Here is a 23,362-nt window from a genome sequence, read left to right on the forward strand (position 1 = left end):
ATACCGTGTGGGGCATGAGAAACAAAATAAGAGGATTGATTATGAAAGCTGTGGTTCTTGAACAAGTTGACGGCCAGACGCAAGCCGAAGTGAAGCAAATTGCCGTTCCAGCTGAGGAGTTGGGAAATGTGCTGGTCGACGTCGATTGGTCAAGCCTGAACTATAAAGACGCGCTGGCAATCACCGGTAAAGGCAAAATCATCCGCAACTTCCCGATGGTGCCAGGCATTGATTTCGCAGGCCGCGTAGCGAGCAGCAGCGACAGCGCGTTTAGCGCAGGGCAAGAAGTGGTGTTGACCGGCTGGGGAGTGGGCGAAAACCATTGGGGCGGCCTTGCCGAGCAAGCTCGTGTGAAATCTGAATGGCTGGTTCCGTTGCCTGCAGGCTTAACCGCACGCAAAGCGATGATCGTCGGCACCGCAGGCTTCACCGCCATGTTGTGCGTCATGGCGCTGGAAGAAGCCGGCATTACACCGCAAAGCGGTGAAGTGGTAGTAACCGGTGCCAGTGGTGGCGTGGGCAGCACTGCCATCGCCCTGCTCCACGCGCTGGGTTATCAGGTTGTGGCAGTTTCTGGCCGTGAATCGACCCATGATTATTTGCGCCAGTTGGGCGCCAGCCGCATTCTGCCGCGCAGCGAATTTGCAGAAACTCGCCCGCTGGAAAAACAAGTGTGGGCTGGTGCGGTCGATACCGTGGGCGGGAATGTGCTCGCTAAATTGCTGGCGCAGATGAACTACTCTGGTTGTGTCGCTGCCTGTGGCCTGGCGGGCGGGTTCGCGCTGCCAACTACGGTGATGCCATTTATTCTGCGTAACGTGCGCCTGCAAGGTGTGGATTCAGTGAGCGCACCAATTGAGCGCCGAATTGCTGCGTGGGAGCGCCTGGCGAAGTTGCTGCCGGAGAGTTTCTATGAGATGGCGACGACGGAAATCAGCCTGGAGCAAGCGCCTGCTGTGGCAGAGAGCTTTATGAACAATGAGATTCAGGGCCGCACCTTAGTTAAGGTGAAGTAAGCTCTCGCCTCTTTCGCAAACTATCTCAATATTTATAAAAATTGAGATAGTTTGTTGTAGTTATCCCTCTCCACGACTAATCTATCTCAATAATATTAAAAATTGAGATAGATTGATGAAGCACCCTCCAGGCTTAATTCCATTTTCCGCATTCACTGGTGCGCAATTAGCAACCCACCAGCAATACAGCCGTATTCTGGACAATAAAGGCCGTTATTTGCCCTTCGATGAATTTCGCCATCGGGTCAAACGCGGTGAGGATCTGGAGCTAGCCTGGACGCTGACGCGCAACGCCCGTAGCGCTGCCTTACAACCCGTCAATTACCGTAATGAAGCTGGGGAACAAGCAGGGTTCAATATCACGCCACTTATCTCAGAAGTGTGTGAACTGGCGGACAAACACACCACACAAACGGCCTTAAGAGAATATCTCCAACAACTGCCTGCGGGGGGTGCCGAGTTATCGCAATTACAGCTCGATGAATCGATAACCAGTAGCCAGCTTGAAGGGGCCAATACCACGACACTGGTTGCGCGTAATATGCTGGAAACCGGGCGTCAGCCGCGTACCGAAGATGAGCAAATGATTGCCGGGAATGCCCGTCTAATGGCTAAAATCCCCGAACATCTGGCTGAACCGCTTACCATCGAGCTTATCCGGCATTTCCATGCTGTTGGGATGAGCGGCATCAACGACGCGAAATACCAACCCGGCACGTTTCGGGACACAGATGACATTGTGATTGCGGATTACGATGGCAATATCGCCCATAAACCACCCGCCGCGGCCACTATTCCCCAACGCCTGCAAGAGGTTTGCGATTTCGCCAACCATACCGACGGGCAATACATTCACCCACTCATTCGGGCGTGCATTCTGCATTTTATGCTCGCGCACGAGCATCCTTTCAGGGATGGAAATGGCCGCTCCAGCCGCGCGCTATTTTACTGGTTTATGCTAAAAAATGGCTACGAAGCATTCCGCTTTGTCTCGATAAGCCAGCTTCTGCATGCCGCGCCGGTTAAATATGCCCATAGCTACCAGTACACCGAGCATGATGTTATGGACATCACTTACTTTCTGGAGCACCAGGCAAGTACCATCAAACGGGCGACGACGAAATATCTCGATTTTATCCATGAAATTATCCGTCGCCGCGCGGCGGTTGATAGCCAACTGGCAGCCTCTGGCGCACTTTCCAGACTGCGACCGCGCCAGATAGCATTACTGAATATTATGTTGTCTGAACCTCAGAGGCTTTACACCGCCGCGGAGGTCAGCCAGCTATTGGGCGTTTCGGACGGTACCGCCCGCACCGCGTTGCGCGTTCTGGTACATGAAGGATTAGCCCGACAGGTGCAGGTTAATGACCAACAGACGGCGTATATCGTGGCAAATGGGTGACGGGGGAAATCACCCAGGCAGCACAATATTACTGTCCGCCAGCGAACCCATCTCATTGTGCATTGCGCACGCGGCATCAACCAGATGCATCGCCAGTGCCGCACCGCTGCCCTCGCCTAAACGCATGCCCATCTGCAAATATGGCTCCAGTCCTAACTTATTCATTGCGATCACCGCACCTTTTTCAGCAGACAGATGCGAAGGAATTAAGTATTCACGCACACCTGGCGCAATCTGGCAGGCCGCCAACGCTGAGGCATAAGACAAGAAGCCATCAAGAACTACCGGCAAACCCGCTGCCGCCACGCCAAGCATTACGCCCGTCATACCGACCAAATCAAAGCCGCCCACTTTTGCCAGCACGTCGATACCGTCTGCGGCATCAGGCTGATTCACTTTAATCGCCTGGCGCACGACGGCAATTTTGTGGTGCATTTTGTCAGACGGGAAGTTCGCCCCCATACCCACAACGTCGTCTGGTGAGCAATCCGTTAATACGCTGACCATCGCCGCCGCAGGCGTGGTGTTCGCCATGCCCAGTTCGCCGACGCCAAACAGCGTGACGCCTTCAGCGGCTTTTGCCATGGTGAGTTGCATGGTAGCCAGTAGCAAATCTTCGACCTGTTGGCGGCTCATTGCCGGGCCTTGCGCGATGTTGCCGCTGCCACGCGCGACTTTCATATCCAGCACGCCAGGCAGTACGTCGCTGTCGATACCGACATCAACTACATGAATCTCCGCACCGACGGTCGCGCCCAGTACGCATACGCCGGTATTTTTGCGCGTCATGTTCATTGCCTGAATCGCTGTGACAATTTGCGGGGAAATCGCCACACCTTCAGCATACACACCATGGTCGGCACACATCACGAGGATCGCTTTGCGGTTGGTGTTCAGGCCATTTTTCATGCCTGGCATTCCCGCCAGTTGCACCGCTAATGCTTCCAGGCGCCCGAGGCTCCCGAAAGGCTTTAACAGGCCATCAATGTGTTGTTGCGCGCGCGCCATGGCTTCGCTATCAAGCGGGGAAATGGTGGCCAAAAGGGAGTTCAGTGTTTGCATTTTTTTCTCTATACAACGTTATCAACATCGGGACAAAAAATGGTGGATGACGCTACGATTTTCGTAGGTCAGATAAGCGACAGCGTCATCCGACAACTAGCGCAACAGTGCCAACAAAAAAACAAGCTCGCCTAACTCAATAGCGGCACCCAGCGTGTCGCCGGTTTGCCCGCCGAGCGTGCGCTTCAACATCCAGCCAAGGCCATATATCGCAAGCAGCGTGATAACCAACGCCAGCAGGCCGGAAGACGGCAGCAAAAGAGTGCATAACACCGCGCCACCCAGCAACGTCAGCAGCGTTTGCGTGCCGGTCACTTTGCCGATAAACAGATTCCCCAGCCCTTTCTCACGCGCATACTTGTGGTTATGCATCAGCAGCACACTGGCGCTGCGCCCGGCGACAGAAGCCGCGGCGAGCAGCGCCAGCATGTTGCCGCCACGCAGCGCCAGTTCGCTCACCACCAGCACTTTTGTCACAATCACAAAAATCAGCGCCAGCCCGCCGTGGGTGCCAAGGCGGCTGTCGCGCATGATCTCTAACATCCGGTCACGCGTTCGCGCCGAGAAAATCCCGTCGCAGGTATCCGCCAGGCCATCAAGATGGAAACCGCCGGTCAGCAGCGCGAGCGCCAGCACATAACCCATTGCCGCTAAAGGTAAACCCGCCCACGGTTGTAGCAGTGTGAACACTACGCCCGCTAATGCGCCCAGTACCAGTCCGACAAACGGGAATGTCACAATGCCGCGCACATACTGATGCGTTTCGATACCATCCGCCCAGCGGGCGCGCACTGGAATGCGGCTCATAAACTGCAAGGTGGCGAAGAACAAACGGAAGATCATTTAATTTTTACTCCTATCCCTGAAACCACCAGCCAGACTTCGTCGGCACGCTGCGCCAGGCGCTGGTTGACGCGCCCGGCAATATCGCGGAAATGCCGCGCCAGACGGTTTTCCGGCACAATGCCCATTCCCACTTCGTTAGTGACTAAAATCACCTCTGCCGGAGTTGCCGCAATGGCCGCCAGCAAAATATCGACCTGCTGATTCACGACCTGCTCCATCGACTCAAAATCCCAGTCGTCTTCCGGCTTATCACCCGCCGCGTCGTACATCACGTTGGTAATCAGCGTGGTAATGCATTCCAGCAGCACCGCTTCTTGCGCTGAATTATGCTGATTAATCACCGTGTTTAGGTCGCGATATTGCTCAACCGTGCGCCAGTGCGCCGGGCGACTATCGCGATGGTGCTGAATGCGCGCTGCCATTTCACTATCGAAAATTTTCGAGGTGGCGATATACAACACGCGCTCAAAGTTTGCCGCCAGTTGCTCGGCGTGGCGGCTTTTGCCGCTGCGTGCACCGCCGGTGAGGAGTTTCATACTGCTTGCTCCTGATGCTCACGCATGATTTGGTAGATTCTTTCAATATCAATGTGTTCACGCATCGCGTCGGCAAGGATATTAAACTGCTGATCCTTATGCTTTTGAAAGTCGAACACTTCGCCTTGCCAGGCGGTCAGCCCTTTGCGCTGGCGCAGACTGTCGAGCAGGCTACGGGTAAATTCGCCGCTATCAAACAGACCATGCAGATAAGTGCCCAGCACTCGCCCGTCGTCACTGATTGCACCGTCAATGTGATGATAAGGCTGAGTATTGCATTCGGTGAAGGTAGCAAATGGCGCAGTATTTTCACCACGCTGCGTTTCACCCATATGGATTTCATAACCCTGGAGCGAAGTACCGGAACTGGCAGCAAATACGCCCGGAAGATCTGCCTGAACCTGCCCCGCCACGCGGGTGGTGGTTTTGACACTGGCAAAACGCGTAACCACATCCAGTAGGCCGATACCTGGCATTTCGCCAAGACCGGATTCCACTTCGTCGTAAATATGCTTCCCGAGCATCTGATAACCGCCGCAAACGCCCAGCACCGCGCCATTTTTACCGTGATGCGCCAGTAGCGCCTGCTCAAGGCCGTTTTCACGCAGCCAGCGCAAATCACCCAGCGTATTTTTACTGCCCGGTATAATCACCAGGTCGCTGTTTTGCAGTTCGTTTGGTTTGCTGACATAACGCAGGCGCACGTCGGGTTGCGCCGCCAGCGCGTTAAAGTCGGTGAAGTTCGACATATACGGCAGTTGCAGCACTGCAATATCTAAATCTTTCTCGGTCACGGAATCATATTTCCCGCTTTCCAGCACCACGCTGTCTTCATCTTCCAGATCAACGTTCAGCCACGGCATCACGCCAAGAACAGGCACGCCGGTTAATGCTTCAATCTGTTCGATACCGGAATACAGCAGCGCCACGTCGCCACGGAATTTATTAATGATCACGCCTTTGACACGCCATTTTTCATGTTCCAGCAACAGCGCGATGGTGCCGTAAATGGCGGCGAATACGCCGCCACGGTCAATATCGGCAACCAAAATCACCGGGCATTCCGCCAGTTCTGCCATCCCCATATTAACGATGTCACGGTCACGTAAATTGATTTCTGCCGGGCTGCCTGCGCCTTCCAGCACCATCACGTCGTGCTCTGCGGCAAGGCTTTGGTAGACCTCGCGGATTTGCGCTTTCAGTTGCGGTTTGTAGTTGTGATAAGTCACCGCATCCATATTGGTGGCGACTTTACCCATCAGCACCACCTGCGCTTTGCAGTCGCTGGTGGGTTTGAGCAGCACCGGATTCATGCGCACATCGGGGGCGATGCCTGCCGCTTCGGCCTGGAAAATCTGCGCGCGGCCCATCTCTTTGCCGTCTGGCGTAATGCCGGAATTGAGAGCCATATTTTGCGATTTAAACGGCGCGGTACGCTGGCCGTCCTGGGCGAAAATCCGGCACAGCCCCGCAACCAGCATGCTTTTACCCACGTCTGAGGCGGTGCCCTGCACCATGATTGAAAGGCTCATCCTGCTTCCTTTGCAACGCGCAAGGCGTCGAATAATTGAGTTTCGGTTTTGCACAGCGGGAACCCAAGTTGGCTGTGCAATTTGACCAGCCACGGCTGCACCAGCCCGGCTTCACGCAGCATGTCGGCCTGGCTAAAGACCGCGCCTGGCTCACCTGCCGCGACAATTTTGCCGCCGTTCATCACATACACGCGGTCACAGACCTCATAAATCAAATCAATATCATGGCTTGAGATCACCACATGCTTACCTTGTGCGGTGATACGGGCGATGATTTCAATCATCTGCTGACGGCCCGATGGGTCAAGCCCGGCGGTCGGTTCGTCGAGCAGTAAATAGTCGGCTTCCATCACCAGCGCCCCGGCAATTGCCACACGTTTCTTTTGCCCGTGGCTGAGATACTGAATCGGTTTGTGGCGGAAAGATTGCGCATCCACTAGTTCAATCGCGCGCTCGACACGGCGGGCAATTTCAGCTTCATCGACGCCAAGGTTACGCAGACTAAAGGCAATATCGCTGTCGATGTCGGTGTAGAAAATTTGCTGCTCCGGGTCCTGAAACACGGTGGTGACGCGCTGGCGGTGCTCAATCAGCCCGGCTTTAGTGTAATTTATCGCTTTGCCCTGCCACAACACCGCGCCCTGTTGCGGCCGTAACACGCCGTTGAGGTTCATAAACAAGGTGGATTTACCGCAGCCATTTTTGCCGACGATCCCCGTCACCGGGGACGCGCCAAAATCGAAGTTTAAACCGTGTAGTACGGTATCCTCCTGATAGCAAAAAGATAAATTTTGCGTGCTAAGCATTGGAGCGGTTCTCACAGGTGGAAATCACCCTGGTAAAGTTTGACATCCAGCGTGGTGGACATTTGCTGGTAACGCAGCAGCACGCGGGTAAATAACATGCTGATTAACATGGCTAGCGAGCGGTAACTGCCAGGCAAGGTACGATAACCGAAACGTAACGACTGAGCACGGTGAATGGCCTGTGCTTCGTCCAACAGGATGAAAATAAAACGCCAGGTGAGCAGGATTTGCTCGGTCAGCAACCGTGGCACTCGTAAGCGTTGCAGTAAGATGATGAGCTGCGGAAACGGCAGATTGAGCACCAGCCAGTAAGTGGCAGCCAGTGCCGCCAGGCTGCGCCAGAACGTCTGGTTCGCCACCAGTAAACCTTGCGCATCAATGCCGATATAAAACGAACCGAGCGGCACACTCAATAACAGTGATTGTGCGTTATGCGATGCGCTGAAAACGATAGTCACTACGCCGATGAGTAAAAAACCCAGCGGCACCGCCAGCCAGCGCAAATAGCGCATTGGCCCGACGCGCAACAACCAACAGGTAAGAGCCGCAAGCATCAACAACCAAAGCGCCTGCCCGACGGGCGGTAACGTAAACGCCAGCGTCATCATCAGCAGATACAACGCGAATTTGCGCAGCGGCGAAACTCGGCACCAACGGCTCTGGTAGCTGAGTTTATCAATCCCCAGCATGGTCGCCGCGTCGGCCCCGATAGAACCCCAGAATGTAGAAAATCACCGCCGTGCCGAGAGAGCCTTGCAAGGTGAACAACAGGCTTTCGATTTCGCTACTCGCCGGTTCATAAAGCGGCTGGAACCACGGTTTATAGTCTGGAGCGATGACCTGAATCTGGCCTTCAGCCTGGTCATCAGATCCCCCGTATTCGCCACCGTGGGGAATAAAGAACGGCACCACCATTAATCCCACCACCAGGGCGAGCAAAATCAGCGTTTTTTTCATGTTATTGGCTCCTGGCTGGAAGCATTTGTCGCTTGATGAGTTGGTCGTAAATCATCACCGTTAGCAGACCTTCAGCAATCGCAATCGGGATTTGCGTCAGGCAGAAGATGCCCATAAATTTCAGGCTGGAGCCGGTGATGCCGAAGTGTGGGTCCGGGAACGCCACGCCGAGCTGTATCGAGGTGACAAAATAGGTGGTTAAGTCGGCGACCATCGCGCACAGGAACACGCCCACGTCACGACGAAAACCGGCTTTGCAGGCCAGTTTCCACACCAGGTAACCGGCTAGCGGCCCAATCACCGCCATCGACATGCCGTTTGCGCCAAGCGTGGTCAGGCCGCCGTGCGCCAGTAATAACGCCTGGAACAGCAGCACGATGGCACCTAAAACCGCCACCACACCTGGGCCAAACAGAATGACCGCCAGGCCCACGCCCGTCGGGTGTGAGCAGCTTCCGGTGACCGACGGGATTTTTAGCGCCGAGAGCACAAAAATAAACGCACCGCACAGTGCCAACAGCACTTTCTGGTTGCTGTCGTGGGCGACGATTTGGCGTAAACGCACCAGGCCAACATACAAACAGGGCAGGAACAAAATCCACCACGCCAGCGCCCACATTGGCGGCAAAAAGCCTTCCATAATGTGCATGGCGAACGCTTCTTGCGGCACAATGAGCAACAGCATTCCCGTGCCTAAGCCGCTTAGCGAGAGTTTTTTAAGTAACGATTCCATGATTTTCCTTTAGCCGTTAATGTCGGGTGACGCTTCGCTTATCCGACCGACATCTACCACTGCTTGTTAACCAAAATGGTCGAAAAATACGGTAATTGCTGGTCGTCTGGCACCGCTTCCAGGTTACGGAAACACTGCTCGTTTGGTAACGTCGCCTCCGCCATTAACACCGCGTGTTGGATGATGCCGAGGTGTTGCAACAACGCTTTGATTTGTGCAAAACGCCCGTACACTTTCATCAACACCACGCAGTCGTGGGCGCGTAATGCCTGGCTTAATTCTTGATGGGAAGCGGTGCACGACATCACCGCCAGCGATTGCGCCTCCATTGCCAGCGGCAGTTGTGCGCGGGAAGCAATGGCGGCAAATGAAGTTACACCTGGCACAATTTCCAGCCATTCCGGGTTACCGATTCGCGCCAGCAAAAACACCCAGGTGCTGAACAGCATTGAATCACCGAGGGTGATAAACCCCACCTGTTTACCCTGCTCCACTTCATGTTTAAGGGCGGCGGCAGTTTCATCCCACACCACCGCTTTTTCGTCGTTATCGGCACTCATTGGGAAGTGACAAGTGCGCAGCTCGGTGCTGTCACTTAAGTATTCGCGCACAATCGATAGCGCCAGGCTGTCACCGCCTTTGCGCCCCGCTGGCGCGTACAGCACATCGAGCTTGCCGATGATACGGGCGGCGCGAACGGTTATCAGGTCGCTGGCGCCAGGGCCGGTGCCAAGAGCATATAAACGCCCGCTCATGCCGCGACCTCAACAAGTGATTTTTCCAGCGCACGCTGCAAATGGTTAACGAACATCGCACGGATTTGCGGGTTTTCCCCCAAACCTTGCAGCCACGACTGAGCTTCGATTCCCGCTTCCTGCAACTGTGTTTTCCAGGAGTCTTCCTCGTCGGATGCCATGTCGTTAATCGCATGGTCGCCCGCCACTAACATCAGCGGCATCAGGTGGACTTTGCGCACCTTTTCTTGCTGCAAGCCACGTACGATCAGGTCGATTTCCGGGTAGCTTTCTACCGCGCCAACGCGGGCGGGGATTTGGCGCGCTGCCATTAAATGGTCAAGACAGGCGTAGGCAGAAAACGCATGGTGACTGGCTCCGTGGCCCATAAATACTACCCGTTCGTCGGCGGCAAGTTTTGGCATCTGGCTTTGCAAGGCATCAAGCAACAACTCGTAGTCGTTGAAATCACTCAGCAGCGCCGTACCTAAGGCCACGCGCTGGAATAAGTGGCTGTATGCCTGCACTTCACGGGCGATTTTTTCGTATTCATCGCCGTTAATCACATGCAGCGATTGCACGGCAATATCCTGATAACCCAGTTCGGCAAGGCGCTTTAACGCTTGCGCGGGGGAGTCGATTTCCAGGTTATCGCGCTTTTTTAACTTGCGGATAATCATGCCGGAGGTAAAGGCGCGGAACCGGTCGCGGTCAGCAAAAGTGCGCCCCAGTTGTTCTTCGCAGGCAACAATATTTTTGCTACAGGTTTCGTGGTAACTGGTGCCGAAACTGATCACCAACAGGGCTTTTTTCATGCTTTCCTCTCTTGCAGCCAGCGTGTCACACGGCGGCTCACATCTTCACGGCTTTGCAGTAATTCGGGTCCAGTGACTAACGGCTGTGGACGAACCACCACCACACAGGGAATGCCGCGCTCCAGCGCCGGATTCACTTTGTCGAGATAGCCGCCTTCGGCACCGGATTCTTTAGTGATCACCACATCCGGTGAGCAGAAGGCGTAAATGGCGGCGTTGAACTCGGCGCTGAACGGGCCGCGCAACGCAATAATGTTGTCGACACCCAACCCCAGAGCTTCACATTCGGCAATCACTTCGCTGGTCGGTAACACCCGCGCCAGTAGCGTTTTGCCCGGCATTCCTTGCTGCCAGGCCGCCAGTTCTTTACTGCCGGTGGTCAGCAGCACGCGCGGGCCATATTCCTGCGCCACGGCACAGGCGGCTGGCAGGCTGGCGACTTTGTGCAGCAACGGGTGTTCCAGGTCATTGAGTTCGCTGCGGCGTTGGTAACGGCTGAGCGTTACCCCCACCGTTTCGCAGGCCGCGGTAATGTTGCGACTGAGCAGTTCAGCATACGGATGCGAGGCGTCAATCACCCAACGCACCGCGTGGCGCTGCAGCCAGTCAGTAATTTCATCGCGGTCGATACGCCCGACGCGGATTTGCCCGCCGATGTCGCCCGCCAGTGATTCGCCAACCGCCGTCGCCACCGACAAGGTGTAGGCAATGCGTTGTTCATCGAGGATTTGGCAGATGAACCGCGCATCGCTGGTGCCGCCAAATACCAGCACCGATGATTCGCCTGGGGCCATCATGTCGGATGACGCTGCGCTTATCCGACCTACGGAATCGAGTGTTCGGTGCATGATGTCGGATGACGCTGCGCTTATCCGACCTACCGGAGCGAGAGGTTCACTCATAGCTCGTAACCTCGCGGCGTAATCATTAATCCATCGCGCACGAAGGTGGTTTTGTTGCCGACAATCACCAGGCTGGTCATATCGACCGGCTCAAAGTCCATTTCGCCAAAGGTGGTCAGCCATTTTTGTTCTTTTTTGCGCCCGGCGGCCTTCACCACGCCAACCGGCGTTTGCGGCAGGGTAAACTCGCGCATTAATTCGAACGCACGTGCCAGGTGCCCTTCGCGGCCACGGCTGCGCGGGTTGTAGAAGCAGATAACAAAGTCGGCAGACGCGGCAGCAATAATGCGTTTTTCAATAACCGGCCACGGCGTTAATAAATCGCTGAGGCTGATATGGCAAAAATCGTGCATCAATGGCGCGCCGAGCAATGACGCGGCGGCGATGCTGGCGGTAATACCCGCCACAAGACGCACTTCAATATCCAGTTGCTGCGAAGTCACCAGCTCCAGCACCAGCCCTGCCATGCCGTAAATTCCGGCGTCGCCGCTGCTGATAAGCGCCACGTTATGCCCGGCTTGCGCCAGTTCGATGGCGGTCTGGCAGCGTTCGATTTCTTTGCACATACCGGTTTTGATCACCTGTTTGTCGCCGGTTAATGGCTTCACCAGGTGGGTATAGGTTTTATAACCGACGACAATTTCCGCTTCCTGCAAGGCCGCAATCGCTTCCTGGGTCATCATGGCTTCACTGCCGGGGCCAATGCCAATTACCGTTAACATCTGTCTGAAACTCCTAAAGTTATGGTGACGCCCTGCTCGCGCAGCGTGTTGCCCACCAGGTTTCCGTTGCTCATCAGCCACGCAGCGGGTTGTGACACGCTGCCCACGCCGACGGTGAGGCGCACAAATTCCGACGCCGGAAAGCGATATTCATGCTGGGCAAGTTGGTCAACGCTAAAGATTTCGAAAGGGATTTGTCGCAGGTGTGCCAGTTCTAACAACGCGGGTTCGTCCTGCTTGAGGGACACACTGCCAATCGCCCGCAAGGCTAGCGGGTCGAAATGATTGGCCGCCAGTTGCTGGTTTAACAAGCTGGCGACGGTGTGTGGCACGGTATCACGACGGCAGCCAATCCCCGCAACCACGCGCTTTGGCACCAGTTTAAACAACGGGATCGTCTGTGGCGGTAACGCATCGCGCAGCGTGACGCACACCAACGCATCCAGCTCTGGCAGCGCATCAAGATTGTCGACCGGGATAAAACCACGCGTGTCGTATCGATCGGCATGTAGCGCAAATTCGCTGTCCCACCACAGGCCAACGCGCTGTTGGCTGACCAACATTTGGTTGATGGTTTTCACCGCCTGGCGGAAATCCTGCATTGTGGCGTCAAGCGCTGCCGCCAGCGTATCGAGTGCCGCCAGTTGGTTAACATCGGTGGCGGTGGTAATGACCGGATCGGCCCCCAGGGTGGCGGCGAGCTGGCGCGTGAGTTGATTCGCGCCGCCAAGATGGCCGGAAAGCAGGCTGATCACATGCTCGCCGCGTTCATCCATCACCACCACCGCCGGGTCGTGCAGCTTGTCATTCACCAGCGGTGCAATCACCCGCACGACAATTCCCGTAGCGGCGATAAATACCAGCGCCGAATATTGACTAAATGCCTGTTGCACGGTTTGCGCGAAGCTGCCGCCGAACGGGATAAACCCCGGTTGCAGCAGTTTTTCACTGGTGAAACAGGTCAGTGGATGGGTTGCGCGCAACCGTTCGGCTAACGCCACGCCGCCAGGGGTGAGACAAAACAGCGCCATCGACTCAGGCTTTGCGGTATTCATGGCTGAACCCTGCGTCATAAAGTTTCGAGTAGTGGTACTCCTCGCCGAGGAATGCCCCGACCATGATCAGCGCGGTTTTGCGAATTCCGGCTTCACGCACTTGTTCGGCGATGGTGGTCAGGGTGCCGCGTAACACCTGGCAGTCGGGCCAGGTCGCTTTGTAGACCACCGCGACTGGCGTATCCGCAGGGTAACCCCCTTCAATCAGGCGCTCTGCCACGCGGTTAATGCGCTGCACAGAAAGGAAAATCGCCATCGAAGTTTGGTGCTGTGCGAATGCTTCTAACTGTTCGAGCGCAGGCATCGGCGTGCGGCCTTCAATGCGCGTGATAATCAAACTTTGCGAGACTTCCGGCACGGTGTATTCCACGCCAAGTTGCGCGGCAGCCCCCAGAAATGCGCTCACACCCGGCACAGAAACATAGCCAATTCCACGCTCAGTCAGCATTTCGCCCTGCTCACGAATCGAGCCGTACAGCGAGAGATCGCCGGTTTGCAGACGCACCACCAGCTTGCCCGCGTTTACGCCGTTCTCCATCAGTTCGATGATTTCTTCAAGATTGAGTGCTGCGCTGTCATGGCATTGCGCGCCTGGCGGACAGTAGTCGAGCAGTTCAGGGTTAATCAGCGATCCGGCGTAAATCACCACTTCCGCTTGTTGCAAGACGCGGTAGCCTTTCAGGGTGATCAGTTCTTTGTCGCCTGGCCCCGCACCAACAAACCACACTTTGCGGGTATCAAATTGTTCAGTCATGGCTTCCTTCCTTGAGGCAAGAAATCAAATACGTGGGGTTGTTCGGTTTGAAGTAGTGCCCGCTGCCAAGCCTGGTGAATTGCGCGACCTGCAATTGCAGACAGTCAACTTCGCTCACAGCGCACTGCTCGAGATGCGCTAAGGCGCAGGTTAAGTTTTCCAGCAGAATAAAGGTCATCACCAGCCGCCCGACAGGATGCAAATGGGCCAGCGACCAGTCGATAAGCTCGGTTAATTGCCCGCCGCTGCCGCCGATAAACACCGCATCGGCCATCACATTCAACTCAATTGGCGCGTAGCCGCTGATGATTTCAACGTTTGGGCAGTTAAAGAGCTGGCGGTTTTCCGCCATTAACGCCAGTGCATCGGGGTTGCGTTCAATCGAGCTAACTTGCAATTGTGGGTAGCGTATTGCCGCTTCCAGCGACACGCTGCCGGTGCCAGCGCCGATGTCGATCAAGTGCGTGGCGTGCTGTAATTGCAGGCGATCCAGCGCCTGAGTACGCACCACTTCTTTGGTCATCGGCACGCGGGCACCGCGTAAAAAAAGCTCATCTTTCATTGAGGATCACCACTACGTTCATCGCGTAGCTTTGCGCCACATCACTGGCTGGCAAGCGATGGATTCGTTCATCCGCTGACGACAGGTTCTCGCCAATAATGAGCGTCGGGTTCAGGCCACGCATCAGCATGGCCTGGGCGATGGCGTAAGGATCGATGATTTGGTCCGTCACCATTGCCACTTTTTGGTGCGCCGCAATGGCATTGAAATCAGGTTCACGCCCGTGGCTGCTGGTTATCCATAAGTCGTTCATATCAACCGCCGCTTTGGCACATAGATATTGGATAGAGCTAATGCCTGGCATAATGCGTAGCTGTTCGGGCGGGAAATTCGCCGCCAGCCGTTTGCCGATGCCGTAAACCAGCGGATCGCCCGAGGCCAGCACCACGACACGCTTATCCAGGCGCTCGCGGAGCCAAGAAATTAAGCCGTCAAGATCGCTATCCAGCAGACGGGTTTCAGCGCCGATATCAGCAAACAGCGCCAACTGACGTGCGCCGCCGACCAGAATCTGCGCTTCATTAATTGCAGCGTGCGCCTGCAAAGTGAGGTATTCCGTGGCACCAGGTCCAATTCCGACCACGGTTAGCATTGCTTTTCTCCCGCTAATTCCCCGGCAATCTCTGCGACCGGACGGCTACTGCCTAACACCTGGTTTTCGAACGAGAACAAAATGGCGTCGCATTTTGGCGGGGATTGGGTAAAACGCAGCATCTCGGCAACGCGCTCACAAATACGCATTGCCAGGCGTTCAAACACCCTTTGCCAGCCCTGTTCCGTAATGATTTCAAGCGCTGCTTCGGTGGTGTCGCACTGGCTGACGGCTTCGAGTAACGCAAACGGCGCGCCCATTAACGCGAGGTGAGCGACCAGCGTTTCCATGCGCCCGTCGGCGATGTGGCTGTGGGTGTGGAAAATTCCGGCGGCGACTTTCACCAGTTTGCCGGGGTGGCCAATCAGCACGATATGGCGATATTCGAGGCGCACCGCTTCCTGAATCATGTAGCCGACAAAGTTGCTCATCGTCACCACGCATTCACCATCCAGTTGCAGCTGTTCACGCACAAAGCGTTCGCCGTGGTTGCCCGGCACCAGAATCACTTTATCCAGCCCGGCTGCGCGTTTCATTTCCAGCTCTAACGCCAGCGAACGCTTCCAGCTCTCTTCAGACATCGGCATCACAATGCCAGTGGTGCCGATGATTGAAATGCCGCCCAAAATCCCGAGGCGATGGTTATAGGTTTTCTGCGCGCGCGCCTCGCCTTCCGGGGCAAAAATTTCAATTTCCGCACCGCGCTCAGGGCCAATCACTTCACGTACCGCCGCGTCAATTGTCTGGCGTGGCGTGCGGTTGATTGCTGATTCGCCAATAGGCAAGCCGATACCTTTGCGTGTGACCACGCCAATACCGGTGCCGCCGCGCAGGGTGATAGTGCCGCTGTTGTTGAGCTGCACGCGGGCAAATATCAGCATGCCGTGGGTGGCGTCGACATCATCGCCGCCGTCTTTGCGGATAGCCGCCGTCGCCTGTTGGCCTTCGATGACGGGCATTTCAACGTTGAGGTGTAGCGTGACGCCAGACGGTGTCACGATTGAAACCTGGTCAATGACGTGCTGGCGCAGCACCATGAGTGCGGCGACTTTTGCCGCCGCCGTAGCGCAAGAACCGGTGGTGTACCCTTTGCGATACGCCTTACCTTTATGCCAGACGCAATCGGCAGGTTGTTCGCTCACTGAGCCTCCCGCAGGCTATAAAGCAGCGCATTGACAATCGCCGCCGCAACGTTGCTGCCGCCTTTGCGCCCACGCGCCGCAATCGCCGGTAAGCCGCTTTCCACCAGCGCTTCCTTGGACTCTTCCGCCCCGACAAAACCGACTGGTACGCCGATTACCGCCGCCGGTTGTGCGCCTTTTTCCAGCAAGCGAAACAGTGCAGTAGGCGCGTTGCCGAAGACGAAGATCTTTTCGCCCTGTTCCTCTAAGGCAAGATCCACTGCCGCCATCGAGCGGGTCACGCCCTGTTCTTTGGCATGTGCCACCACGCGCGGGTCGCTGATATAACAGCGGCAACTGCAACCAAACTCGGCCAACAGGGTTTTATTAATGCCTGAGAGCGCCATGGTGGTGTCGGTGTACAAGGTGCAGCCGCGCTGCAAACTGTTTGTCAGTTGTGCAATGACATCCGGCGAAAACCACAGAATATCCAGCCACTCGAAATCGGCGGTGGTGTGGATAACCCGTTTGATTATCGCTTCCTCGGTCGCATCGTTAAAACGATACGCTGGGTGCTCAGCAGCAATTATTTCGCTAATGATTTCAAAGCTGTGTTGTTCAATAAGCTGCGGTTGTTGCAGATAGTTCATCGGGTGTCCTTAAGCGATGCCGAGCACGAGTGCGCGCATGGCGGCAAAGAGCAGTAAAGCCAACAGGGAAGCCAGCATCATCAGTTGAATAGTGCGGGTAATGTCATCGATGGCGACGCCGCGCTGCTCATCGCCCATCCACGGTTTTTCTACCCGCTCGCCAAAATAGGTGTTCGGCCCGCCGAGCCTGATCCCTAGTGCGCCTGCAACCGTGGCTTCAGACCAGGCACAGTTTGGGCTGCTGTGTTGATAGCGATCGCGCCAGCCAATGCGCAGAGCCTGACGGGGATTAGCCCGCAAGCAAAAAGCGGCGATGGTCAGTAGCAGCCAGCTCAGGCGAGCAGGAAAATAATTGGCAAGGTCATCGAGCCGGGCGCTGACATAACCAATGGCACGGTATTTTTCAGTTTTGTACCCCACCATCGAGTCCAGCGTGTTGACCGCTTTGTAGGCCATCGCCAGCGGTGCGCCACCTAACAGCAGGAAAAACAGCGGAGCAATCACGCCATCGACACTGTTTTCAGCCACGGTTTCTACCACCGCGCGGGTGATTTGCGGGCGCTCAAGTTGCGAGGTGTCGCGCCCAACAATCCACGACAATTTTTCGCGGCTTTCGGCCAGGGTTCCATGTTTGAGCGCGCGGTAAACGTCGAGTGCGGCATCGCTCAGGCAACGTGCGGCAAGTACGGTGTAAATCATCCACACTTCGACTAACCACCCGAGCCACGGATGCAGCAGGTTGGCGAGATACAATACGCCCCAGCTCACGCCCCATGTGGTGCCGACCACCACCAGCCACAGCACGCCACCACCGATTTTCAGCGCGCGGTCACTTTTGCAGAATTGGCGAATAATGCGTTGGGATACGGTGATTAGATTGCCTATCCAGCGCACCGGATGAGGCCAGTGCGGCGGGTCGCCAAACCAGTAATCCAGCAGCCAGGCCACGCCCCAGGCAAGCAATGTCATAGGTGATTCCTCGCAAGCGTTAGCCAGGGGGTGAGCAAATTCGCGCGTTGAGCGAAATGGACATGCAGGTAGCTGGCAAAAGTCGCCTGCTGCTGAACGCCTCCCTGCCAGCGGGAAACGGCGACACCATCACGCCATTTGCAGCAATCCAACGCTGCGGGCAACGGGCCGTTGAAATCGGAGTAATGAAATTCGTGGCCACGCAAGGTTTCGCCTTTTTTCGCCAGCAAGGTGTTTTGCACAGCGGTGGCCTCGCAATAGCCAAAACGTGTCAGGCGTTGGCCCATCTGGCTATGGCCTGGCAACACGCCGCACATGGCGTGGGTTTCGCCTTCACTGTCAGTCAGCGTTTCGCCCAAATACATTAAGCCGCCACATTCGGCATACAGCGGAATGTGCTGTTGATGGGCAGCTTGCAGGGATTCGCGCATGCGACTGTTCGCGGCGAGTTTTGCCGCATGGACTTCGGGGTAACCACCGCCAAGCCAAATCATCTGGCAGTCAGGGATTTTTGCGTCATGCAGCGGGCTGAAGCGCTGGATTTTCACCCCGGCGTGCTCGAGCATTTCGAGGTTATCGGGATAGTAGAAGTTGAAAGCTTCGTCTTCAGCAAGGGCGAGTGTTAGCCCGTCGGCCAGTGCGGCATCAGCAATGGCGGGCGCAGCACCCTGAGGCAGGGTATTAAGGCGAGATAACGCCAGAAGATGGTCGAGGTTAACGGTTTCTTCAATTTGCTGCGCCAGGCGCTGCCAGTGTTCATCTTGCGGGGAGTGTTCTTGTGCCGGAACCAGGCCGAGGTGGCGCGACGGTAACTCGACATCGGCCATCACCGGCAAGCGCCCTAAGACGGGCAAGCCGCAGTAACGGGTGATGGCATCAGCAAGTAACTGGTAGTGGCTGTCGCTGTTGACGCGATTGAGGATAACGCCTGCGATGTTTAGCGTTGGGTCAAAGCGCTGGAAGCCCATGACAGTGGCGGCAATGGAGGTAGACACCGCTTTGCCGTCGACCAGCAATATCACCGGGCAACCGAGCTGTTTTGCCATCGCGGCGCTGCTGCAATAGTTGGGGTCGGTGCCGTAGCCGTCGTACAACCCCATCACCCCTTCGATGACGGCGACATCTGCGTGCTGCATTTGTTTAGCGAACAAACCATTTAGCGTGGAAGTGGGCAACATGAAAGCATCGAGATTGCGCGAGGCAATGCCGCTTACTGCACTGTGCCAACTGCTGTCGAGATAGTCGGGGCCAATTTTGAAGGGTTGAACGCGAAGGTTGCGTTGCATGAAGGCGCGGAGCAGCCCGAGCATGACGGTGGTTTTACCACAGCCGCTGCTGGTGCCTGCAATGACGAATGCGTGTTTTGCTGCCGCTGCCATGGTTGCCTTATCACTGTTTCGGCAAAGCACGGATGTCAGCACGTACGCGCACCCTGAGGCTGCACGCATCTGATGACAACTGACTTCCCACCGAAGGAGTTGTTGAGAATAAGGATGACAAGTCGGTCTTCTGGCTTAGCGTCTCTCTCGCCCGCCCTTCCCAATCATTAGATCAGTGGTTTTGCGGGTTCGTCGGCATCACAGCAGCGGGGGCTGCGGGGGATTGTCACCCCCTTCCCAGCCACGGACTATTTTGGTTAATCGCGTGGCATAAACGAGTCAGTTATTGCGAGCATGACCTTCAAAGCATCACACTCTTAAATATTTAAAAGCAGACACAGTGTAAAAGCTAATAGATTTCGAGAGTTGCGCTATGACAATTTTTACTGATTTTTTAATCTTTACGGTAAATGTCGCTGACGCGTATCTGCCCCCCAGAGACTGGGGATAAAAAAAACCGCCTGGCGGCGGTTGGTAACACTGTTGGAAAAACTCTGCGTAGGTCAGCTAAGCGAAGCGCCATCCGACAACACTGGCGCAAACGGTGGATGACGCTTTCGCTTATCCACCCTACGACAGCTAATTAATCGGCCTTGATTTCGCCCATTACTTTCAGTTTTTTGGAAATTTCACGACGCTCTTTAGACAGTTCAGCGTTTTTGATGATGTAGTCATCAACACGGTCTTCATAGTCGGTTTTCATGCTGGCGATGATGCCTTGAATAGCTTCAATGCTCATACCCGGTTTGATGTAGTCGCTCAGGTTATCAAGCAGCAGAACACGTTTTGAGTTATCGCGGATCTTTTTCTGTACGTCCTGGATTTCACGCTGCAGTTTGTTTTTGCGACGGAACAGACGCACGAACTCAAGCACGTCCTGGAAAGATGGTTTGATTGGTTCCATTTTTATACCCCTGCTAATTTCATACTCGGATTCGTTAAGACAGCCGCCATAAGATAACCTTAATGGTAGCGGCAGCCGCTGATAATTCATTGTTTCGCTATCTTAACCTCAATTGCTGCTGAATCGAAACCAGCAATTCACACCAGGCTGAGCAATTATTTGCGTAACGCGCGACAGATCAACTGCGACAGCAATTCTAGTTGACGAGCAAGTTCCAGACTCAGCCAGACGTAACCATGAATAGGCGTTTCCTGAAGTTTCCCATTTTGGCCATTTTGTATGAGCTCGCGCAACTCGCTGACGATTTCAGTCAGCTTTTCATTGTTCGCTGAAATCGTCGACGGGTTGCCATCGTGCAAGGCCAGTGCGATAGCGGCAAGCGTGCCCTGGGTCATTTGTTGCGTTTCGCGCAGCGTGTGTGCGTTGATCATCAGGAAGTGGCTTTCCCTTGATGCCCAGTAAGCGTTGACCTGCAACTCAAGAGTGCACACCAGATTGCGGCTGACGGTTTGTATCGCCTCGAAGATAGACTTTTGAATGTGCGTTTCTTTGCTGCTTGGCCCGATGAGTGCACGCATTCTTACGACATCACTCAACACTTTGTGTAAATGTTTTTCAAGCCTGGGGCGCTCTAATAAATTAGGTGAGAAGCCCGCGTTGTAAACCCGGCCAAAGGCGGTGACGAAGTTCGCCATTTGTATGCGCCAGTGGATAAAGGCGCGCTGCGGATAAATGCTGGTAAATAACATCGCCAGCAACGAGCCGAAGATAACATCGCCGCTGCGCCAAAGGGCAATTTCCATGTCTCCTGCCGGTGCGCCAACCACCACCGCAAGAGTGATACCAATCAGCAGAGCTTGATACGGGCGTTTCCCCAACGCCAGATAGCCGCAGATGAACATGGCAATGGCACACCACACCAACATCAGCGGTAGCGAGAACAGCTCAAGTTTTAGCGCCACAAGTCCCATGACTGCACCGCATATCGTCCCACCAATTCGCTCAAAGGCGCGTGGCACGACGTTGCCCCAAAAAGAGATCGGCCCCATGACCACCACAAGCGTGATCAACGGCCATGTCCCTTCGGGCACTTTCAGAAGATGAACAATAAGAAAGGTGAGAATAAAAGCCAGTGCGATGCGGATCCCATGCACGATACGGTAATTGCGGTATATGCGGATCTCAAATGGGCTTAGTGATTTGTCAGGACGCACACTCAGTTCCCCAGAAAATAAAAAACGGGATTGTACCTGTTTTTATGGAATGAACATCACAAAGTTAGGGGGCATAAGCCCCCTTTAGCATCAGACTTGATCTGCCACCGGAATATACATGTCTATTTCCCATACTCCACTTTCTGAACCATCGTTAAGATAGTGTTCGAAGCAGGGTTTTCCGGTTATCTGGTAGCTATTATTAGCAAGGACGCTGTCAAAAAACAGATTCCACGGCTTGGCAAAGTCGTTGTCATCCACGCGGGCGCGTGCCACCGCATACTGGCCGCCCTGGATGCTCGTCACAATCACGCCTTCACTGTTATCCGGCACGGTAAAGTTTTCAGCCACCGAGACCACGGTGTCGCAGCGCAGTTTTTCTGCGGGTACGACATCGGGATTGTCGTAATAAACCGCCAGCCATTCTTCCCCGGCTATCTGGTGAGTTTTGACCCACAGGGCAAGTTGCTCAAAGCCCTGATGGACCGTTTGTTCCCACGGCCCAACCATATGAAAACCAGCGACTTTACGTTCATTCACTTGTTGTACGTTAAATTCCATATGACCTCCTGACAGATTTAAAAATACTGTATGTTTATACACCACTCTTGTGCAGGGAAACAATCCATTGTCAGGGTGATGTGGTTGCTTTGCGAGCAGGATCGCTTTTTGAAAAACTTTCGCCTGTAGATCCGCCTGTAGATCGTAGTACAGACCAGCCGTTCAGATGAAAAAAAGGGCCGACATGACTGTCGACCCTTTTAACACTGATTAAGGAATTACAATTTGTGGCTCAGATAGTCGCTAAACCGCGACCATGTGCTGCCCTTTTTGACGCCCGTTAGCGTCACCAACGGCCAGTGGGCAATCAGCTTGTCGCGATCAAAAAGCTCGATTTCACCCACATGTTGGTTGGCAGCAATCGGCGCTTCGATCTCTTGCTTGTCGAGGACATATTTAGCTTTGATGTTAGGGACTTCAGATTTTGGCAGCGCCAAAAAAACATCCTGATTTGTACCAACTTCGATCTGTTTTTTATCACCGTACCAGATAGCCTCAGTACCAATTTTTTTGCCTTTATGCAGAACCTGTACGGTATCGAAATTATCCTGGCCCCAGTGCAGTAATTTCCGCGCCTGATCTTCGCGCCCTTTCGGGCTTTCAGCGCCCATGACCACCGCAATTAAACGGCGCTCACCGACCACGCTTGACGCAATAAGATTAAAGCCAGCGCTCGCAGTATGGCCGGTCTTCAGGCCGTCCACATTCAGCCCTTTGTCCCACAACAAACCATTACGGTTCTGTTGCGTGATGCCATTCCAGGTGAGGCTGCGCTCACTATACATGTGATAAAACTCGGGTTCACCGTGGATTATTGCACGCGAAAGTACCGCAAGATCATAGGCTGTGCTGTGCTGGCCAGGTGCATCCAGACCATGAACCGTTTCGAAGTGGGTATCGCGCAGGCGGAGCTGCTGCACGTATTTGTTCATCATCGCTACAAATTGTGGCTGCCCACCGGCGACGTAATCTGCCAGAGCAACACAAGCATCATTCCCTGAATCAATAATTAACCCGCGGCTGAGGTCATGGACTGTCAGTCGGTCACCCGCTTTCAGGAACATTAGCGACGAGCCATCAAATACCGGATTACCTTTTGCCCAGGCATCTTTGCCGACAGTGACCATGTCGTTTGCCGTGATGCGGCCACTGTCGATGGCACGATCGACCACGTATCCGGTCATCAGCTTGGTCAGACTCGCCGGGTTGCGTCGCACATGCTCATTTTCCGCTGCCAGAATTTGCCCGGTGGTGTAATCCATCAATACCCAAGAGCCCGCCTGAATTTGTGGAGGGGGTGGCGCATTAACAAAGGTATCGTCGGCAAAAGCGGAGTGAGCAGAAAGTGACAGCAAGGAACAGACAACAAACAGACGGATCTTCAACGATATACCCTCAGTAACAAAAAATTCAGCCGCCACTTTTACTGCAGTTTGCGACTTTTTTCGCAATTAAATTGCAAAAATATATGAATGAGAGCGCTCGCATACAGTTGAGGAATATACTATTCCGTCATCGCGAAGACTTCTTGCAGG

The 23,362-nt window shown here is 54.8% G+C and carries 26 protein-coding genes and 1 riboswitch; of the genes, 2 read left to right on the top strand and 24 right to left on the bottom strand.

Features of this window, described 5'->3' with window-relative positions; genetic code table 11:
• The first annotated feature begins 41 nt into the window (after positions 1 to 41).
• Positions 42 to 1,016 carry an MDR family oxidoreductase gene (locus EC843_RS05490; protein ID WP_121815356.1) on the top strand — a complete coding sequence of 325 codons (975 nt, stop codon included), beginning with the start codon at positions 42 to 44 and terminating at the stop codon, positions 1,014 to 1,016.
• Between the two features lie 115 nt (positions 1,017 to 1,131).
• On the top strand, positions 1,132 to 2,421 hold the full coding sequence (locus EC843_RS05495) for a Fic family protein (protein ID WP_133521842.1): 1,290 nt from the start codon (positions 1,132 to 1,134) through the stop codon (positions 2,419 to 2,421).
• Positions 2,422 to 2,430: 9 nt separating this feature from the next.
• Here EC843_RS05495 and cobT read toward each other — a convergent pair whose 3' ends face one another.
• From cobT to dacD, 24 genes are all read right to left on the bottom strand, one after another.
• Positions 2,431 to 3,483, bottom strand: coding sequence for a nicotinate-nucleotide--dimethylbenzimidazole phosphoribosyltransferase (gene cobT, locus EC843_RS05500; protein WP_133521843.1), 1,053 nt, complete (start codon positions 3,481 to 3,483; stop codon positions 2,431 to 2,433).
• Positions 3,484 to 3,579: 96 nt separating this feature from the next.
• On the bottom strand, positions 3,580 to 4,323 hold the full coding sequence (gene cobS / locus EC843_RS05505) for an adenosylcobinamide-GDP ribazoletransferase (protein ID WP_064545358.1): 744 nt from the start codon (positions 4,321 to 4,323) through the stop codon (positions 3,580 to 3,582).
• Entirely contained in the window at positions 4,323 to 4,865 is a 543-nt protein-coding gene (cobU, locus tag EC843_RS05510) for a bifunctional adenosylcobinamide kinase/adenosylcobinamide-phosphate guanylyltransferase (protein WP_121815353.1), read from the bottom strand. Before cobU ends, cobS begins: the two co-directional genes overlap by 1 nt.
• Complete coding sequence (locus EC843_RS05515; RefSeq protein ID WP_133521844.1) at positions 4,862 to 6,397, bottom strand: cobyric acid synthase; 1,536 nt, start codon at positions 6,395 to 6,397, stop codon at positions 4,862 to 4,864. The genes cobU and EC843_RS05515 overlap by 4 nt, the downstream gene beginning before the upstream one ends.
• Positions 6,394 to 7,203: an ATP-binding cassette domain-containing protein gene (locus EC843_RS05520; protein WP_133521845.1), complete on the bottom strand. Its 810-nt coding sequence runs from the start codon at positions 7,201 to 7,203 to the stop codon at positions 6,394 to 6,396. The genes EC843_RS05515 and EC843_RS05520 overlap by 4 nt, the downstream gene beginning before the upstream one ends.
• An 11-nt stretch (positions 7,204 to 7,214) precedes the next feature.
• Positions 7,215 to 7,892, bottom strand: a complete 678-nt coding sequence (locus EC843_RS05525) for an energy-coupling factor ABC transporter transmembrane protein (RefSeq protein WP_133521846.1) — start codon at positions 7,890 to 7,892, stop codon at positions 7,215 to 7,217.
• Positions 7,879 to 8,160 (bottom strand): energy-coupling factor ABC transporter substrate-binding protein, encoded by a 282-nt coding sequence (locus EC843_RS05530; RefSeq protein WP_064545326.1) that lies wholly within the window; start codon positions 8,158 to 8,160, stop codon positions 7,879 to 7,881. Before EC843_RS05530 ends, EC843_RS05525 begins: the two co-directional genes overlap by 14 nt.
• A 1-nt stretch (position 8,161) precedes the next feature.
• Positions 8,162 to 8,893 (bottom strand): cobalt ECF transporter S component CbiM, encoded by a 732-nt coding sequence (gene cbiM, locus EC843_RS05535; protein ID WP_133521847.1) that lies wholly within the window; start codon positions 8,891 to 8,893, stop codon positions 8,162 to 8,164.
• 53 nt (positions 8,894 to 8,946) lie between these two features.
• Entirely contained in the window at positions 8,947 to 9,648 is a 702-nt protein-coding gene (locus EC843_RS05540; protein ID WP_121815347.1) for a cobalt-factor II C(20)-methyltransferase, read from the bottom strand.
• A complete protein-coding gene (locus tag EC843_RS05545; protein WP_133521848.1) occupies positions 9,645 to 10,442 on the bottom strand; it encodes a sirohydrochlorin cobaltochelatase in 798 nt (265 codons plus the stop codon). The genes EC843_RS05540 and EC843_RS05545 overlap by 4 nt, the downstream gene beginning before the upstream one ends.
• The gene (locus tag EC843_RS05550) at positions 10,439 to 11,236 is read right to left on the bottom strand and encodes a cobalt-precorrin-6A reductase (protein ID WP_133522068.1); all 798 of its coding nucleotides are present in this window, start codon (positions 11,234 to 11,236) and stop codon (positions 10,439 to 10,441) included. Before EC843_RS05550 ends, EC843_RS05545 begins: the two co-directional genes overlap by 4 nt.
• Before the next feature lie 104 nt (positions 11,237 to 11,340).
• Positions 11,341 to 12,066 (bottom strand): precorrin-3B C(17)-methyltransferase, encoded by a 726-nt coding sequence (locus tag EC843_RS05555; RefSeq protein ID WP_121815345.1) that lies wholly within the window; start codon positions 12,064 to 12,066, stop codon positions 11,341 to 11,343.
• Positions 12,060 to 13,121, bottom strand: a complete 1,062-nt coding sequence (cbiG, locus tag EC843_RS05560) for a cobalt-precorrin 5A hydrolase (RefSeq protein WP_133521849.1) — start codon at positions 13,119 to 13,121, stop codon at positions 12,060 to 12,062. Before cbiG ends, EC843_RS05555 begins: the two co-directional genes overlap by 7 nt.
• Entirely contained in the window at positions 13,102 to 13,875 is a 774-nt protein-coding gene (locus EC843_RS05565; protein ID WP_121815343.1) for a cobalt-precorrin-4 methyltransferase, read from the bottom strand. The genes cbiG and EC843_RS05565 overlap by 20 nt, the downstream gene beginning before the upstream one ends.
• On the bottom strand, positions 13,868 to 14,437 hold the full coding sequence (locus EC843_RS05570) for a decarboxylating cobalt-precorrin-6B (C(15))-methyltransferase (protein WP_133521850.1): 570 nt from the start codon (positions 14,435 to 14,437) through the stop codon (positions 13,868 to 13,870). The genes EC843_RS05565 and EC843_RS05570 overlap by 8 nt, the downstream gene beginning before the upstream one ends.
• Positions 14,427 to 15,029, bottom strand: coding sequence for a cobalt-precorrin-7 (C(5))-methyltransferase (locus EC843_RS05575; protein WP_064545308.1), 603 nt, complete (start codon positions 15,027 to 15,029; stop codon positions 14,427 to 14,429). The genes EC843_RS05570 and EC843_RS05575 overlap by 11 nt, the downstream gene beginning before the upstream one ends.
• Positions 15,023 to 16,171, bottom strand: a complete 1,149-nt coding sequence (gene cbiD, locus EC843_RS05580; RefSeq protein WP_133521851.1) for a cobalt-precorrin-5B (C(1))-methyltransferase CbiD — start codon at positions 16,169 to 16,171, stop codon at positions 15,023 to 15,025. The genes EC843_RS05575 and cbiD overlap by 7 nt, the downstream gene beginning before the upstream one ends.
• A complete protein-coding gene (locus EC843_RS05585; RefSeq protein ID WP_121815339.1) occupies positions 16,168 to 16,800 on the bottom strand; it encodes a cobalt-precorrin-8 methylmutase in 633 nt (210 codons plus the stop codon). The genes cbiD and EC843_RS05585 overlap by 4 nt, the downstream gene beginning before the upstream one ends.
• Before the next feature lie 9 nt (positions 16,801 to 16,809).
• A complete protein-coding gene (gene cbiB, locus EC843_RS05590; RefSeq protein ID WP_133521852.1) occupies positions 16,810 to 17,769 on the bottom strand; it encodes an adenosylcobinamide-phosphate synthase CbiB in 960 nt (319 codons plus the stop codon).
• A complete protein-coding gene (locus EC843_RS05595) occupies positions 17,766 to 19,148 on the bottom strand; it encodes a cobyrinate a,c-diamide synthase (protein ID WP_133522069.1) in 1,383 nt (460 codons plus the stop codon). The genes cbiB and EC843_RS05595 overlap by 4 nt, the downstream gene beginning before the upstream one ends.
• Before the next feature lie 102 nt (positions 19,149 to 19,250).
• A riboswitch (cobalamin riboswitch) is annotated at positions 19,251 to 19,428 on the bottom strand.
• A 303-nt stretch (positions 19,429 to 19,731) separates the two neighbouring features.
• Entirely contained in the window at positions 19,732 to 20,052 is a 321-nt protein-coding gene (locus tag EC843_RS05600) for a DUF496 family protein (protein ID WP_064545298.1), read from the bottom strand.
• Between the two features lie 155 nt (positions 20,053 to 20,207).
• Positions 20,208 to 21,266: an FUSC family protein gene (locus EC843_RS05605; RefSeq protein ID WP_064545296.1), complete on the bottom strand. Its 1,059-nt coding sequence runs from the start codon at positions 21,264 to 21,266 to the stop codon at positions 20,208 to 20,210.
• Positions 21,267 to 21,356: 90 nt separating this feature from the next.
• Complete coding sequence (gene sbmC / locus EC843_RS05610; RefSeq protein ID WP_064545295.1) at positions 21,357 to 21,827, bottom strand: DNA gyrase inhibitor SbmC; 471 nt, start codon at positions 21,825 to 21,827, stop codon at positions 21,357 to 21,359.
• A 218-nt stretch (positions 21,828 to 22,045) separates the two neighbouring features.
• On the bottom strand, positions 22,046 to 23,212 hold the full coding sequence (dacD, locus tag EC843_RS05615; RefSeq protein WP_064545354.1) for a serine-type D-Ala-D-Ala carboxypeptidase DacD: 1,167 nt from the start codon (positions 23,210 to 23,212) through the stop codon (positions 22,046 to 22,048).
• Positions 23,213 to 23,362: the final 150 nt, after the last annotated feature.

The sequence above is a fragment of the Buttiauxella sp. JUb87 genome, from assembly GCF_004361975.1.
GTDB classification, from domain to species: Bacteria; Pseudomonadota; Gammaproteobacteria; order Enterobacterales; family Enterobacteriaceae; genus Buttiauxella; species Buttiauxella ferragutiae.

Bases quoted from the DNA above. Each gene is read 5' to 3' on its own strand.
- EC843_RS05490 (WP_121815356.1), top strand. From the start codon at position 42: ATGAAAGCTGTGGTTCTTGAACAAGTTGACGGCCAGACGCAAGCCGAA.
- EC843_RS05495 (WP_133521842.1), top strand. From the start codon at position 1,132: ATGAAGCACCCTCCAGGCTTAATTCCATTTTCCGCATTCACTGGTGCG.
- cobT (WP_133521843.1), bottom strand. From the start codon at position 3,483: ATGCAAACACTGAACTCCCTTTTGGCCACCATTTCCCCGCTTGATAGC.
- cobU (WP_121815353.1), bottom strand. From the start codon at position 4,865: ATGAAACTCCTCACCGGCGGTGCACGCAGCGGCAAAAGCCGCCACGCC.
- EC843_RS05515 (WP_133521844.1), bottom strand. From the start codon at position 6,397: ATGAGCCTTTCAATCATGGTGCAGGGCACCGCCTCAGACGTGGGTAAA.
- EC843_RS05520 (WP_133521845.1), bottom strand. From the start codon at position 7,203: ATGCTTAGCACGCAAAATTTATCTTTTTGCTATCAGGAGGATACCGTA.
- EC843_RS05525 (WP_133521846.1), bottom strand. From the start codon at position 7,892: ATGCTGGGGATTGATAAACTCAGCTACCAGAGCCGTTGGTGCCGAGTT.
- EC843_RS05530 (WP_064545326.1), bottom strand. From the start codon at position 8,160: ATGAAAAAAACGCTGATTTTGCTCGCCCTGGTGGTGGGATTAATGGTG.
- cbiM (WP_133521847.1), bottom strand. From the start codon at position 8,893: ATGGAATCGTTACTTAAAAAACTCTCGCTAAGCGGCTTAGGCACGGGA.
- EC843_RS05540 (WP_121815347.1), bottom strand. From the start codon at position 9,648: ATGAGCGGGCGTTTATATGCTCTTGGCACCGGCCCTGGCGCCAGCGAC.
- EC843_RS05545 (WP_133521848.1), bottom strand. From the start codon at position 10,442: ATGAAAAAAGCCCTGTTGGTGATCAGTTTCGGCACCAGTTACCACGAA.
- EC843_RS05550 (WP_133522068.1), bottom strand. From the start codon at position 11,236: ATGGCCCCAGGCGAATCATCGGTGCTGGTATTTGGCGGCACCAGCGAT.
- EC843_RS05555 (WP_121815345.1), bottom strand. From the start codon at position 12,066: ATGTTAACGGTAATTGGCATTGGCCCCGGCAGTGAAGCCATGATGACC.
- cbiG (WP_133521849.1), bottom strand. From the start codon at position 13,121: ATGAATACCGCAAAGCCTGAGTCGATGGCGCTGTTTTGTCTCACCCCT.
- EC843_RS05565 (WP_121815343.1), bottom strand. From the start codon at position 13,875: ATGACTGAACAATTTGATACCCGCAAAGTGTGGTTTGTTGGTGCGGGG.
- EC843_RS05570 (WP_133521850.1), bottom strand. From the start codon at position 14,437: ATGAAAGATGAGCTTTTTTTACGCGGTGCCCGCGTGCCGATGACCAAA.
- EC843_RS05575 (WP_064545308.1), bottom strand. From the start codon at position 15,029: ATGCTAACCGTGGTCGGAATTGGACCTGGTGCCACGGAATACCTCACT.
- EC843_RS05585 (WP_121815339.1), bottom strand. From the start codon at position 16,800: ATGAACTATCTGCAACAACCGCAGCTTATTGAACAACACAGCTTTGAA.
- cbiB (WP_133521852.1), bottom strand. From the start codon at position 17,769: ATGACATTGCTTGCCTGGGGCGTGGCCTGGCTGCTGGATTACTGGTTT.
- EC843_RS05595 (WP_133522069.1), bottom strand. From the start codon at position 19,148: ATGGCAGCGGCAGCAAAACACGCATTCGTCATTGCAGGCACCAGCAGC.
- EC843_RS05600 (WP_064545298.1), bottom strand. From the start codon at position 20,052: ATGGAACCAATCAAACCATCTTTCCAGGACGTGCTTGAGTTCGTGCGT.
- sbmC (WP_064545295.1), bottom strand. From the start codon at position 21,827: ATGGAATTTAACGTACAACAAGTGAATGAACGTAAAGTCGCTGGTTTT.